1 protein-coding gene (cut by a window edge) is annotated in these 17,520 nt (G+C 36.4%); it reads right to left on the bottom strand.

Annotation, left to right across the window (positions count from 1 at the left end; all coding sequences use genetic code 11):
• Positions 1-17,486, bottom strand: partial view of a cadherin-like domain-containing protein gene (locus AC5SLZ_RS01555; protein WP_494615879.1) — the 5' portion only. Its footprint begins 14,371 nt before the window's first position; the window shows 17,486 of its 31,857 coding nt (coding positions 1-17,486); its start codon is at positions 17,484-17,486; its stop codon lies off the left edge, out of view.
• Positions 17,487-17,520: the final 34 nt, after the last annotated feature.

Below are 17,520 nucleotides of genomic sequence, written 5' to 3'. Positions count from 1 at the left end.
TAAAAAGTATCTGTAGCAGATGCATCTTGTGCAAGTGCTTGTGCAGTTGCATTATCCGGTGTGTAAGAATATTGACCTGTTTTATAAATTGTTAATGTTCCATAAGTTCCATCAATTATATCTGCGTTGTCATCATCATCAACGGTTGTTGCAGTTGAAAAATTATCTGTTGAAACTCTAGTCACTCTTAAACTTTCAGTATCATAAGATGCATTACCATCATCATTTCCAAGAACACCTGTTCCAGTCACTGATGCTGTTCCTGCAACGGTTGCATCCTCATTAACATTTGCTGCATCATTTGCAGCAAGTGGACCAATTCCTGTAACAGCTATTGTTAATGTTGTTGTTGCACCTGCTGCTTTATAATAAAATACATCATCTGCTGCTACCCCTGCGGTTAATGCATCAGCTGCTGACTGATCTGCAACATAAGAGTATGCTCCTGTTGCATACATAGTTAGAGTTCCATAAGTACCTGTAATCTCTTGAGACGTTGAAATTTCAGTTAAACTATTCGATGCTGTTCCAATATGAGAAACGGTTGTTGCACTTGTATCATCTTCTAATACATCTTCTGCATCTCCATTAGCAACAGTAACGGTTGCATCTTCATTAACAGTATCTGTATCTGCAACTAATGAAATTGATGAAGCAACAGTAAAAATTAATTCACCAACATCATAAGCAAAAGAGCCAGATGCTGTTTCATCGTCACGAGTTGTAAATGTAAATGTGTCTGTTGCAGTTGCATCGTACGCGATATTATTTGTTGCACTTGCTGTATAAGTATACGTTCCATCTGCACCCATAACTAATGTTCCATAAGTACCAGAAACGGACAATCCATTAGAAGAAGTTGTTCCAGCTGTAACTAAATTATCATCATGTCCTAAATTAATTACTGTTGAATAACTTCCACCTTCTGAAGCAGCTTTTGCAGCTGTTACAACTAATACACTGTCAGCATCATCACTGTCAGTAACAATAGTACCGTTATGAACATCCCCTGAACTTGCGGTACCTGCAGCAACTGTTCCAATAGTTGTATCTGTAACATCAGGTGCAGCGTTAACCGATATAGTCATAGTATATGCTGAGGAACTGTATTCCGTTCCATCGTGAACTTTAAAACCAAACGTTGGATTACTTTCTGAGTTTGCAGCTGGAGTAAATCTTAATCTATTATTACTAATATCTGACGCTGTAATTTCTTGGTCTTCAGTTACATCAACCCAAAATGTTTCATTATCATATTCTAAAGTGCCTGCACTTTCTAAAGTGGTAATTTTTATTTTTGATAAACTGCCACCATCTGTATCTGAAAAACTAAAATCGCTTACTGCAAAAACTTTTGTAATATTGGATGGAGTTCTATCCCCTGATGAAGATACTTGGTTATTTTCATTAATGTATACTGTTGAATTAGATGCGGTAGGTGCAGAGTTATTAATTGTAATTGTTAATGTAGCTGTGGTTGTTGCTGTTCCATCACTTAAAGTATAAGTAAAGACATCATCTCCTGATGTTGCGTCAGAGTTTGCGGCATAAGAATAAGTACCATCTGAACCAAATGTTAAGGTACCTTTAGAACCAACAATGGTTGCTGCATTCGATGATTTTGTTGAGCTATACGTTACCTCTGAGCTGTTTCCGTTAGTGTGAGTAATTTTTGTTACATATAAACTAGAACTTGCATCAGCATCGGTATCACCTAAAACTAAGGTTCCAGCGCTATTAGTGGCATCAGTTATAGTACCAGCTGCCGTAACAGTATCTGTATCATTATCTGCAACTGGCGCATCGTTTATTCCAGTAATTGTTATGGTTATAGTTGCAATATCCGTTTCGCCTTGTCCGTCAGATACAGTGTAATTAAAGATATCCGTTACAATATCGCCTGCATCGAGTGCATTCGTTGTACTATTGTCTGCAACAACATAAGTATAAGACCCATCTGCTGCAATTGTTAATTGACCATACGATCCTGTTAAGGCTGAACCAACGGATCCTGCTGTACCATTACCTTCATCTGAACCGGTTCTAATTGCAGTAACAGTTAGTGTGTCGCTATCAGGATCTGTATCATAATTATTAGTTGAACTTGTGTTAATGACATCACCTGAATGTTCACCAGAGACATCCACTAGGCTGAAAGGAGTTGTTAAACTATGTTCATTAACTCTATCGTAATATTGACCTGTGGTAAAAAGTTTTGTTCCATCATTATTAAAAGAAAAACCAGTTGGATACGAGTCTGAAGAAGCAAGACTGTAACTACCTTTGTGGGTAACAGTAGATGTTATATCAAAGGCAGATGATAACGTATACTCGTTAATATCTCGACCACTTGTACCTGTGATATACATTTTTGTTCCATCGTGATTAAATCTTATGTCTGTTGGGTATATTTCTTGAGATTGAATACTAACACTATCAGTATATGAAATTGTTGAAATATCGAAGGCTGTACTTAGGGCGTATTCATATACTTTATCGTTTGATGCACCAACGGTGAACATCTTAGTTCCATCGTTATTAAAGGTTACCCCCATCATATTTGAGTCTTGGGAATTAAGAGTACTGGTTGTAGTTGCGCTTACGTTACTAGTAGTTGTATCAAATCCTGTTGAAACACTGTATTCTCTTATTTGGTTTGTATTTAGTAAAAACCATTTTGTTCCATCATTATTAAATGCCATGGATTGGACGGCAGAACCACTCGCATAGGCATTAAGGTAAGATGCACTACTTACATCAAAGGCAGTTGAGAGATTGTAGTGGTATATATAACCATTATTATCATCTGATACATACATTTTTGTTCCATCATCATTAAAAATTACATCAGAAGAATGAGATGGGTATTGTGAACTGTATGAATTTGAGGAACTGAATGTAGCTGTATCCACACTTGTTGCATTAGAACTATTTGAAACGGTTAAAGTTCCACCAACATTAATATTACCGGTATCATTACGTGCGGTTAGATCTTGGCTTGGAATAACATATATAGTTAATGTTTTTGTAGTGGCTACACCTCCAATACTCTCGGTGTAAGTAAATGTATCGGTTACGTTTGAATCACTTGCATCTAAATTAGTAATGTTTGAGTTTGCAACATATTGATAACTACCATCTGAACCAATGGTTAAGGTTCCATAAGTACCACTAGCAGAAGTTGCTGAACCATGAGAGTAAGTAGCATCTGTTACAGAGGTTGCAGAACCTGCTCCACTATGTTGGATATGTGTTACAGTATATGTATCGCTAGTATCATTAAAGACAATGTCTCCTGTATTACTTCCAGTACTTGTACCAGAAACAAGTGAGGCCGTATTTGCAACCGTTAATGTTTTACCTTCTTGGATATAACCAAAATGATTAACTACAACATTGATTGTAAGTGTTGCAGTTGTTGTAGAGGTTCCATCAGTTACGGTGTAAGTAAAAATATCCGGTCCTGTTGTGACATTTAAATTTGCAGTATAAGAATAAGTACCATCTGAACCAAATGTTAAGGTACCTTTAGAACCAACAATGGTTGCTGCATTCGATGATTTTGTTGAGTTATACGTTACCTCTGAGCTGTTTCCGTTAGTGTGAGTAATTTTTGTTACATATAAACTAGAACTTGCATCAGCATCGGTATCACCTAAAACTAAGGTTCCAGCGCTATTAGTGGCATCAGTTATAGTACCAGCTGCCGTAACAGTATCTGTATCATTATCTGCAACTGGCGCATCGTTTATTCCAGTAATTGTTATGGTTATAGTTGCAATATCCGTTTCGCCTTGTCCGTCAGATACAGTGTAATTAAAGATATCCGTTACAATATCGCCTGCATCGAGTGCATTCGTTGTACTATTGTCTGCAACAACATAAGTATAAGACCCATCTGCTGCAATTGTTAATTGACCATACGATCCTGTTAAGGCTGAACCAACGGATCCTGCTGTACCATTACCTTCATCTGAACCGGTTCTAATTGCAGTAACAGTTAGTGTGTCGCTATCAGGATCTGTATCATAATTATTAGTTGAACTTGTGTTAATGACATCACCTGAATGTTCACCAGAGACATCCACTAGGCTGAAAGGAGTTGTTAAACTATGTTCATTAACTCTATCGTAATATTGACCTGTGGTAAAAAGTTTTGTTCCATCATTATTAAAAGAAAAACCAGTTGGATACGAGTCTGAAACATTAAGACTGTAACTACCTTTATGGGTAACAGTAGATGTTATATCAAAGGCAGATGATAACGTATACTCGTTAATATCTCGACCACTTGTACCTGTGATATACATTTTTGTTCCATCGTGATTAAATCTTATGTCTGTTGGGTATATTTCTTGAGATTGAATACTAACACTATCAGTATATGAAATTGTTGAAATATCGAAGGCTGTACTTAGGGCGTATTCATATACTTTATCGTTTGATGCACCAACGGTGAACATCTTAGTTCCATCGTTATTAAAGGTTACCCCCATCATATTTGAGTCTTGGGAATTAAGAGTACTGGTTGTAGTTGCGCTTACGTTACTAGTAGTTGTATCAAATCCTGTTGAAACACTGTATTCTCTTATTTGGTTTGTATTTAGTAAAAACCATTTTGTTCCATCATTATTAAATGCCATGGATTGGACGGCAGAACCACTCGCATAGGCATTAAGGTAAGATGCACTACTTACATCAAAGGCAGTTGAGAGATTGTAGTGGTATATATAACCATTATTATCATCTGATACATACATTTTTGTTCCATCATCATTAAAAATTACATCAGAAGAATGAGATGGGTATTGTGAACTGTATGAATTTGAGGAACTGAATGTAGCTGTATCCACACTTGTTGCATTAGAACTATTTGAAACGGTTAAAGTTCCACCAACATTAATATTACCGGTATCATTACGTGCGGTTAGATCTTGGCTTGGAATAACATATATAGTTAATGTTTTTGTAGTGGCTACACCTCCAATACTCTCGGTGTAAGTAAATGTATCGGTTACGTTTGAATCACTTGCATCTAAATTAGTAATGTTTGAGTTTGCAACATATTGATAACTACCATCTGAACCAATGGTTAAGGTTCCATAAGTACCACTAGCAGAAGTTGCTGAACCATGAGAGTAAGTAGCATCTGTTACAGAGGTTGCAGAACCTGCTCCACTATGTTGGATATGTGTTACAGTATATGTATCGCTAGTATCATTAAAGACAATGTCTCCTGTATTACTTCCAGTACTTGTACCAGAAACAAGTGAGGCCGTATTTGCAACCGTTAATGTTTTACCTTCTTGGATATAACCAAAATGATTAACTACAACATTGATTGTAAGTGTTGCAGTTGTTGTAGAGGTTCCATCAGTTACGGTGTAAGTAAAAATATCCGGTCCTGTTGTGACATTTAAATTTGCAGTATAAGAATAAGTACCATCTGAACCAAATGTTAAGGTACCTTTAGAACCAACAATGGTTGCTGCATTCGATGATTTTGTTGAGCTATACGTTACCTCTGAGCTGTTTCCGTTAGTGTGAGTAATTTTTGTTACATATAAACTAGAACTTGCATCAGCATCGGTATCACCTAAAACTAAGGTTCCAGCGCTATTAGTGGCATCAGTTATAGTACCAGCTGCCGTAACAGTATCTGTATCATTATCTGCAACTGGCGCATCGTTTATTCCAGTAATTGTTATGGTTATAGTTGCAATATCCGTTTCGCCTTGTCCGTCAGATACAGTGTAATTAAAGATATCCGTTACAATATCGCCTGCATCGAGTGCATTCGTTGTACTATTGTCTGCAACAACATAAGTATAAGACCCATCTGCTGCAATTGTTAATTGACCATACGATCCTGTTAAGGCTGAACCAACGGATCCTGCTGTACCATTACCTTCATCTGAACCGGTTCTAATTGCAGTAACAGTTAGTGTGTCGCTATCAGGATCTGTATCATAATTATTAGTTGAACTTGTGTTAATGACATCACCTGAATGTTCACCAGAGACATCCACTAGGCTGAAAGGAGTTGTTAAACTATGTTCATTAACTCTATCGTAATATTGACCTGTGGTAAAAAGTTTTGTTCCATCATTATTAAAAGAAAAACCAGTTGGATACGAGTCTGAAACATTAAGACTGTAACTACCTTTATGGGTAACAGTAGATGTTATATCAAAGGCAGATGATAACGTATACTCGTTAATATCTCGACCACTTGTACCTGTGATATACATTTTTGTTCCATCGTGATTAAATCTTATGTCTGTTGGGTATATTTCTTGAGATTGAATACTAACACTATCAGTATATGAAATTGTTGAAATATCGAAGGCTGTACTTAGGGCGTATTCATATACTTTATCGTTTGATGCACCAACGGTGAACATCTTAGTTCCATCGTTATTAAAGGTTACCCCCATCATATTTGAGTCTTGGGAATTAAGAGTACTGGTTGTAGTTGCGCTTACGTTACTAGTAGTTGTATCAAATCCTGTTGAAACACTGTATTCTCTTATTTGGTTTGTATTTAGTAAAAACCATTTTGTTCCATCATTATTAAATGCCATGGATTGGACGGCAGAACCACTCGCATAGGCATTAAGGTAAGATGCACTACTTACATCAAAGGCAGTTGAGAGATTGTAGTGGTATATATAACCATTATTATCATCTGATACATACATTTTTGTTCCATCATCATTAAAAATTACATCAGAAGAATGAGATGGGTATTGTGAACTGTATGAATTTGAGGAACTGAATGTAGCTGTATCCACACTTGTTGCATTAGAACTATTTGAAACGGTTAAAGTTCCACCAACATTAATATTACCGGTATCATTACGTGCGGTTAGATCTTGGCTTGGAATAACATATATAGTTAATGTTTTTGTAGTGGCTACACCTCCAATACTCTCGGTGTAAGTAAATGTATCGGTTACGTTTGAATCACTTGCATCTAAATTAGTAATGTTTGAGTTTGCAACATATTGATAACTACCATCTGAACCAATGGTTAAGGTTCCATAAGTACCACTAGCAGAAGTTGCTGAACCATGAGAGTAAGTAGCATCTGTTACAGAGGTTGCAGAACCTGCTCCACTATGTTGGATATGTGTTACAGTATATGTATCGCTAGTATCATTAAAGACAATGTCTCCTGTATTACTTCCAGTACTTGTACCAGAAACAAGTGAGGCCGTATTTGCAACCGTTAATGTTTTACCTTCTTGGATATAACCAAAATGATTAACTACAACATTGATTGTAAGTGTTGCAGTTGTTGTAGAGGTTCCATCAGTTACGGTGTAAGTAAAAATATCCGGTCCTGTTGTGACATTTAAATTTGCAGTATAAGAATAAGTACCATCTGAACCAAATGTTAAGGTACCTTTAGAACCAACAATGGTTGCTGCATTCGATGATTTTGTTGAGCTATACGTTACCTCTGAGCTGTTTCCGTTAGTGTGAGTAATTTTTGTTACATATAAACTAGAACTTGCATCAGCATCGGTATCACCTAAAACTAAGGTTCCAGCGCTATTAGTGGCATCAGTTATAGTACCAGCTGCCGTAACAGTATCTGTATCATTATCTGCAACTGGCGCATCGTTTATTCCAGTAATTGTTATGGTTATAGTTGCAATATCCGTTTCGCCTTGTCCGTCAGATACAGTGTAATTAAAGATATCCGTTACAATATCGCCTGCATCGAGTGCATTCGTTGTACTATTGTCTGCAACAACATAAGTATAAGACCCATCTGCTGCAATTGTTAATTGACCATACGATCCTGTTAAGGCTGAACCAACGGATCCTGCTGTACCATTACCTTCATCTGAACCGGTTCTAATTGCAGTAACAGTTAGTGTGTCGCTATCAGGATCTGTATCATAATTATTAGTTGAACTTGTGTTAATGACATCACCTGAATGTTCACCAGAGACATCCACTAGGCTGAAAGGAGTTGTTAAACTATGTTCATTAACTCTATCGTAATATTGACCTGTGGTAAAAAGTTTTGTTCCATCATTATTAAAAGAAAAACCAGTTGGATACGAGTCTGAAACATTAAGACTGTAACTACCTTTATGGGTAACAGTAGATGTTATATCAAAGGCAGATGATAACGTATACTCGTTAATATCTCGACCACTTGTACCTGTGATATACATTTTTGTTCCATCGTGATTAAATCTTATGTCTGTTGGGTATATTTCTTGAGATTGAATACTAACACTATCAGTATATGAAATTGTTGAAATATCGAAGGCTGTACTTAGGGCGTATTCATATACTTTATCGTTTGATGCACCAACGGTGAACATCTTAGTTCCATCGTTATTAAAGGTTACCCCCATCATATTTGAGTCTTGGGAATTAAGAGTACTGGTTGTAGTTGCGCTTACGTTACTAGTAGTTGTATCAAATCCTGTTGAAACACTGTATTCTCTTATTTGGTTTGTATTTAGTAAAAACCATTTTGTTCCATCATTATTAAATGCCATGGATTGGACGGCAGAACCACTCGCATAGGCATTAAGGTAAGATGCACTACTTACATCAAAGGCAGTTGAGAGATTGTAGTGGTATATATAACCATTATTATCATCTGATACATACATTTTTGTTCCATCATCATTAAAAATTACATCAGAAGAATGAGATGGGTATTGTGAACTGTATGAATTTGAGGAACTGAATGTAGCTGTATCCACACTTGTTGCATTAGAACTATTTGAAACGGTTAAAGTTCCACCAACATTAATATTACCGGTATCATTACGTGCAACCGGTGCAGAGTTATTAATTGTAATTGTTAATGTAGCATCGTGTGTTGCTGTTCCATCACTTAAAGTATAAGTAAAGACATCGTCTCCTGATGTTGCGTCAGAGTTTGCGGCATAAGAATAACTACCATCTGAACCAAATGTTAAGGTACCTTTAGAGCCAACAATGGTTGCTGCATTCGATGATTTTGTTGAATTATACGTTACCTCTGAGCTGTTACTGTTACCAGTAATTTTTGTTACATATAAACTAGAACTTGCATCAGGGTCGGTATCATCTGAGACTAAAGTACCAGCACTATTTGTAGTGTCATTAACAGTACTTCCTGCATCTACACTAGCAGTATCTGCAACTGCAGTTGGCGCATCATTAACACCAATAACTGTTATGGTTATAGTTGCAATATCCGTCTCACCTTGCCCATCTGAAACTGTATAATTAAAAGTGTCAGTTACCACATCACCTGGATCCAATGCATCTGCAGCAGATTGATTTGCTACATATGTATATGATCCATTTGCTGCAATAGTTAATTGACCGTATGTTCCTGTTAAAGCTGAACCAATTGAACCGTCAGTTCCTGAACCCTCACTTGATCCTGTTCTAATTGCAGTAACTGTAAGAGTATCGCTGTCAGGGTCTGTATCATAATTATCAGTTGAGCTTGTGTGAATGACATCTCCTGAGTGTTCACCTGAAATATCTATTAAATTATAAGGACTAGCTAAATTATATTCATGAACTTTATCTGAATCATAACCCAACATAAACATTTTAGATCCATCGTTATTAAACCTTAAACTAAAAGTGTCTACGTCTTGTGATGACGTATCGTATTCGCCATGATATGTTGCTGTAGAAACATCAAAAGCAGTAGATAATTCATATTCCGTAATATCATCACCCGTACCTCCGGTAATAAATAATCTTGTTCCGTCGCTATTAAATTCAATGTCTCTAGGTAAAGTTTCATAAGACGATGTATTTAAACTTTCACTATTACCTGCATACGTAGCTGAAGATGAAGATATATCAAATGCTGTTGATAGAGAATATTCTTCAATTCGTTGACTATCAAATCCAGTTACGAATAATTTTGTTCCATCATTATTAAAACGAATTCCACAAGGTCTATTGTCTACAACAGATAAACTAACGTTATCGTATGTTCCTGATGAAATATCGTAAGCTGTACCTAAACTATATTGAAAAACTGCATCAGCTGTCTTAGCACCGGTGAAATACAACTTAGTTCCATCATTGTTAAAAGTTATACCAAAAATTTGGGTGTCTCTTGCTGAGACATCTAAAGAATCTACGTAAGAAGCTGACGATACATCAAATGCCGATGTTAAAGTGTATTCATGAATATCATCATTATCATTTCCTGCATGAAACATTTTTAAACCATCTTTGCTAAAAGCAAGTCCAGCAGCATTAGTTTCTTGAACACTAATACTCTCAGCATCATCTGCACTATATGAGGTTGCAGCAGTTGTAATACTGTTAGCATTATCACCATCTGCAACAGTTAACGTTGCATCTTCATTTACAGTACCTGTATCATTTCTTGCAGTTAGATCTTGGCTAGCAATAACATTAATTGTAAGGGTTGCAGTAGATGTAGCGGTGCCATCAGATACGATATAAGTAAAGACATCTGTTATATTTGCATCCCCTGCATCAAGGCCTGATATATTTGAGTTTGCAGCATAAGAGTAAGACCCATTAGAATTAATTGTTAAAGTACCATAAGAACCTGAAACTGTTTCAGAGCTACTTGAAAAAGTTGTTTGTGCATTTCCACTTGCTGTTGTGGCTGTAATACTAGTAATAGTTGCAGTTGAGCTTGCATCTGCATCGGTATCATTATCAGTCATGTCTCCAGTATTACTGCCAGTGCTAGTTCCAGAAACAGCTGAACCACCATTTGTAACTGTTAAAGTTCCACCTTCTTTTATGTAACCTGTATCATTAACTGCAGTTGGATCATCGTTTGCTCCTGTAACAGTAATTGTAATATTGGCAGTATCTGTTCCACCATTTCCGTCTGAAACTGTATAAGTAAATACATCTGTTACTACGTCATTTAAATCTAATGCATCCGCTGCATCTAGATCAGCTACATAAGTATAAGTTCCATTAGCACCAATGACTAATGTCCCATAAGTTCCAGTAACTGAAGTTCCATTAGCGTGAGTTGTGCCTGAAGATACGCTGGAGTTTGATCCACCATCTTTTTTAATTTGAGTAATAACCAATGATGATGCGCTATCATCGGCGTCCGCATCTGTATCATTATCTTGAGTTACACCACTTGATGCTGTTGAAACTGTTAAAGTTGCATCTTCATTAACTGACCCTGTGTCATTTGTAGCTGAAGGTGCATCAATAGCTCCTAAAATTACAATAGTAATTGTTGCGGTATCAGTGCCACCATTACCATCTGATACTGTATAATTGAAAACATCATTTGCGGTGTCTCCAGCATCTAAAACATCTGCTGCATCTTGATTTGCAACATAAGAGTATGATCCATTAGAATTAAGAGTTAATTGACCGTAAGTTCCTGTTAAAGCTTGTCCAACTGTACCAGCTGATCCACCTCCTTCAGAGCTACCCGTTCTTATAGCTGAGACCACTAGATTTGCAGTATCATCACCATCAACATCTGTATCCTGCCTACCAGCTAAAGAAGTGTGAATTACATCTCCTGAATGTTCACCTGTGGTATTTATCCAATTATCAAGTGAAACATTAGCATTTGCACCATTTGCAACTGCTAAAGTTCCATCTTCAACAATAACTCCCTTATCATCTTGTGCAAAAGGTGCATCATTGATACCAGTTACTGTGATAGTTAAAGTGGCTGTTGCACCATCTGCAGTATAAGTAAATACATCTGTTACTACGTCATTTAAATCTAATGCATCCGCTGCTGTTTGATCGGCTGTATAAGTATAAGTTCCATCCGCTCCAATTTTTAAAGTTCCATAAGTTCCAACAACACTACCAGGCTCTCCACTAGAGTTTGTATACGTAGAACCAGACTCAATGGTATCTGCATTTCCATTTGTATGAGAAATATTTGTAACAACTAAACCGTTAGTATCAGCAGCATCATTTGAAATAACTGTGCCTTCTGAATTTGTTAAATGAGTAACTGTTCCATCTTCAGCAACAGCATCAGTATCAGCTACTAAAGAAATTGAACTTGCAACGGTGAACGTAATAGTACCTACATCGTAGGCATTAGATCCTGAATTACTTTCATCATCTCGGGTTGTAAATGTAAAAGTGTCTGTTGCAGTTGCACCATATGCAATGTTATTTGTTGCACTTGCTGTGTAAGTATATGTTCCGTTTGAAGCAATATTTAATGAACCATAGGTTCCAGATACTGCTGAGCCAACCCCAGTATTATTGGTTACAATTGAATTATTTGAACTTTCATTTCCAGATGCAACACCTGTTACTACTAAAACACTATCATCATCATCACTATCAGCAACACCATCATGAACATCACCTGAACTTGTGGCACCTGCAGATACTGTTGATCCTACTGTTGTATCTGTAACATCAGGTGCAGCATTAACTGATATAGTCATTGTATAAGCAGATGAACTATAATCCGTTCCATCATGAACTTTAAAACCAAACGTTGGATTACTTTCTGAGTTTGCAGCCGGAGTAAATCTTAATTTATTATTTCCTATATCTGACGCTGTAATTTCTTGGTCTTCAGTTACATCAACCCAAGATGATCCATTATCGTATTCTAAAGCACCCGCACTTTCTAAAGTGGTAATTTTAACTTTTGATAAACTGCCACCATCTGTATCTGCAAAATTAAAATCACTTGCTGCAAATACTTTTGTAATATTAGATGGAGTTCTATCTCCTGCTGAAGATACTTGGTTATTTTCATTAATGTATACTGTTGAATTAGATGCAGTAGGTGCATTATTTACAGCATTAACCGTAATTGTTAACGTTGCAATATCTGTTGCACCAAATTCATCGGTTACGGTGTAGTTAAAACTATCAGTTCCAGCGCTTGAACCTGCGACATAAGTATAGGTACCATCAGCTGCCATAGTTAAAGCACCATAACTTCCTGTTAAAGCTGAACCAATTGTACCTGCAGTACCTGAACCTTCTGATGAACCTATTCTGATTGCAGAAACAGTTAAGTAAGCATCAGTGTCATCATCTGTATCACCAGATAAAACATGTGTAGTGTCATCATCAGTTACAGTAAGAGTGCTGCTTACATCAACAGAATTAGTTTCATTATCCGCAGAAGGGGTATCGTTGATACCTACAACGGTAATAGTTAATTCTGTATTTCCATTAATTGTAAAATAATCATAAACAACATCTCCTGGATCTAATGCATCTGCCACATCTTGGTTTGCAAGATAAGTATATGAACCATTGGATTGAATGGTTAACTGACCGTAAGTTCCAGTTAAAGCAGTATTAATTGAACCCGTTGTTCCACTGCCACCACTCTGTCCTGTTCTAATTGATGAAACAGTTGTGATATTTTCAGCAGATTTAGTTTGATCAACACTTATGAGTGAAAATGGTGTGGATAAAGTATACTCTACGAGATTGTCATCTTGAGTTTCTAATACTAGTAGTCTTGAACCATCTTTGCTAAAAGTAAAAGATCCATAATTAGTAGAGTTTATTTCACTTAAGGATAAATTTCCTTCATATGTGACACCTGATGATAAATGCCATTCTGTTTCAAGTGTATATTCATACATCTTTTCATCATATCCCCAAATAAATAATTTTTTTCCGTTAGGACTAAAATGCATTCCCAAATTATCTGAAGGACCTGTCGAGGAAAAATCATATTCAACATCAGGTGTTAAATAAGAAGAAATATCCCAAGCTGTTCCTAAAGTAATTTGGTGCATTTTATCACCTGATGTTATTATATAAAATTCAGTTCCATCCTCACTAGTTGAGATACCTCTTATGTATTCGCTTGAACCAATACCAAAAAGGGTTCTGAGATTTATAGTGTTATCAGCACTTGAGCTTACAGTTTCAGTATCCCACGCTGTTGATAAACTTGTTTGAATAAGAGTATCTTCAGCGATAGTTGATATGGCTGTATATACTTTTGATCCATCTTTACTAAAAGCCAAGCCAGTGGGACTACTATTAAAGCCCGAAATAGATTGAGCCTCATGTGAAGTGTAACTTGAAAAGTCATAAGGTGTAGCAAGATGATATTGATCTAATTGATCATAGGATATATTTAAACCAATTAATTTTGTTCCATCGTCATTAAAATTTATAAATCTAATTTTATCAAAAGACGAGTGCGGCGTTGTTGTATCTGCAAGAGAAACTGCAGATGGGCTCGAAGCACTCCCTCCATCAGTTACTGATACAGAGCCATCTTCTTCTACTGTTGAGCTTGCTTGAAATATACCGTTTACAGTAATTGTAATTGTTGAAGAGGTTGTCGTTGTTCCATCAGAAACGGTAAAAGTAAATACATCCGTTCCACTTTCGCCACCATCTAAGGCTTCTGCCGTTGATTGATTGGCAACATATGAATAAGTACCATCACTGTCTAAAGTTAATTGACCGTAATAACCAGTAACTGCAGATCCAACAGATGCACTGTTAGGGCTACTGATTGTAATAGAACTTCCACCGTTTGCAGTTGCGCTTGTTTGGGTAACGGTTCCTGAAACAGTTAAGTTATCTCCATCAACGTCGCTATCATCAGATAGAACAGTACCAGCACTGTTTGTAGTTTCTATAACTGTTCCGCCTTCTGTAACACTGTCAGTATCATCTACAACAGTTGGCGCATCGTTTGCACCATTTACAGTAATGGTAATTGTTGAAGAGGTTGTCGTTGTTCCATCAGAAACGGTAAAAGTAAATACATCTGTTCCACTTTCGCCACCATCTAAGGCTTCTGCCGTTGATTGATTAGCGACATATGAATAAGTACCATCACTGTCTAAAGTTAATTGACCATAATAACCAGTAACTGCAGATCCAACAGATGCACTGTTAGGGCTGCTGATTGTAATAGAACTTCCACCGTTTGCAGTTGCGCTTGTTTGGCTAACAGTTCCTGAAACAGTTAAGTTATCTCCATCATCATCACTGTCATCAGATAAAACGGTGCCTTGACTATTAGTGGTTTCAGTTACTGTTCCACCTTCTGTAACACTATCCGTATCATTTACGACAGTTGGTGAAAAGTTTGGGGCAACAGTAATAATTAATGTAGCTGTATCAGTAGCTGTCCCATCTGATATTGTGTAAGTGAAACTATCGGTACCATTGCTTGACCCTGCAACATAAGTATATGTTCCATCTGCACCCACTGTTAAGGTACCATAGGTACCTGTTATAGGAGTTCCATTTGAATTATATGAACTACCAGCGTTTACACCTGAGCTTGATTGTCCTGTTAAACCAATTTGAGTAACTGTGAAACTATCATGATCATCTACATCACTGTCATCAGCCATTAATAGTTTTGATCCTGAACTTCTTGTACCTGTTGTATTTTGATTAACACTATCAGTATCGTCAACTGCAACTGGAGCATCGTTAATACCTGTGACTGTTATAATTAATGTTGCAGTATCGGTAGCTGTTCCATCTGAAACGGTATAAGTAAAACTGTCTGTAACAATATCTCCTGCATCAAGATCATCTGCAGCACTTTGGTCTGCAACGTAAGTGTATGTTCCATCAGCTCCAATAGTTAGTGTTCCATAAGTTCCTGTTATCGTTGCTGGTGAACCAGAGTTATAAGTACTACTTGCGGTAACTGCATTATCTCCACTTCCAGTAACTGCAATTTGAGTTACTGTTAAAGGGTCATTGTCAGTATCAGTATCTCCATCTAAAACATCTGAAGCTCCATCAGTTACAGTGACTGTATTATTTTCAAGAACTGAATTAGTTTCATTATCTGCAGAAGGTGCATCGTTTGTAGATTGACCAATTATTGTGATTGTTATTGTTGCTATATCAGAGCTTAGTCCATCCGAAATTGTGTAATTAAAACTATCGGTAACAGTGGATCCACTTTCCAAACCAGAAATATCATTATTTGCTACATAACTGTAAGAACCATTTGAGTTAAGGGTTAACTGACCATAATCACCACTTAAAGCAGATCCAACTGATCCAGAAGAACCACTACCCTCAGTTGAGCCTTTTCTAACAGAAGTAATTGTTAAAGTATGTCCTCCACTGTCAGTATCATTATTCTCAACATCTCCACTATGACTTCCCGATGTTGTTCCGGAAACGGCAGAGGCAGAATTAGAAACACTTAAGGTTTCTCCTTCATTAATATAACCCGTATCATTATTAGCAACAGGTAAACTCGCATAAGTAAAAACTCTCATGAAGTCACCTTTTTCTCCATTATCAGATTTTAAAGTTAAAGTTTTGTTGTTATTAGAAACTACCCAATCGTCATTCCCACCATTTGTTGATGTATCTTCAAATCCCCTTCTATTAAATTTTTGTGCACTTGAAGTTGGGTAAGTGGCTCCATCTTTAGATACACCTGACCATGCAATTGTATCGCGATTTCTATTATAGATACCAATTATCTCATGTTCAAAAGTTATTTCTCCCCAGTTACTAGAGGAGCTTAATCTATTTATATTGTTATTCAAATATACTAGATAAATATTTATTGGATTTGTTGAACTTGCAGTAACACTTGTTGCTGCATAATTGTGTCGCTGACTTTCACCTCCAGTATTAGTGAATGAGAACGTACCTGAGGTTTTATGTTGTTGTTCTTGCGTTATCATAAACCTATCGTTGGGATGATCACTTTGTCCACCATCATTACTTCCATTTCCAGAATAGGAAGCTTTAAAATTTGTTGCTGAATGTTTTTCAACTACGTCAGAATTATAAGAAGCAATACCATAAGTATCTGCGGTACCTAAAGAATTGTTATAATCAAATACTTGAACATTTTTTGTTTCAATAATTCCATTTTTTTTTTCTAATTCCCAGTCTCCACCTTTACCAGTCAAGTCATCTGATGCTGCAATGTCTGCTTTAGTAATCTCTGATATTTTTTTAATTAAAATTTCACCTTGTTCAGTGGATGCAACATTACAACCATAAAATAAAATATCCCCACTTGTGGTTAAAGACTGACCAATGGATGTTAGAGTTGATTTATAATTATCTATGGTTTCATTATTTAAAAATGCATTTCCAAATAAAATTTGTCCAGATGAGCCATGACCAATTAGGTGTAAAGCATCAATATTTTCTCTATCGTTTAAAATTTCACTTATTCTTTTAAAGCCATCTTCATTTGCATTGATTAGATAAAACTCAGTATTTTCCTTAAAAGAACTTGTAATTGTCTCATAATCTTCAACGGCACTATCAATAAAGACTATATTTTTCTTATCATTTCTTATTTTATCTCTTGCAATATTGGTAAATGGAATGTCTTTATTGGAATTATCTCCCTCTTTATATATGTCTTTATTTGAAGAATTTATTGTAATTTGTTGTTGATTTCGTTCATCAATTAAATCTAAAAACGTAGAAGCCCCAGCCCCATCGAGCATTATTCTTTGCTCTAACGGTTCAATAAATAATTTTTGGGTTTTGTTTTTTATGGATTCTTTGCCCATAAAATCACTTTAAACCTAGCAGAAAAAATAGGAT

Source organism: Candidatus Pelagibacter sp. PS_06 (genome assembly GCF_059418045.1).
The sequence above is the reverse complement of the archived record's forward strand: the minus strand, read 5'-3'. Positions and strand labels throughout refer to the sequence as shown.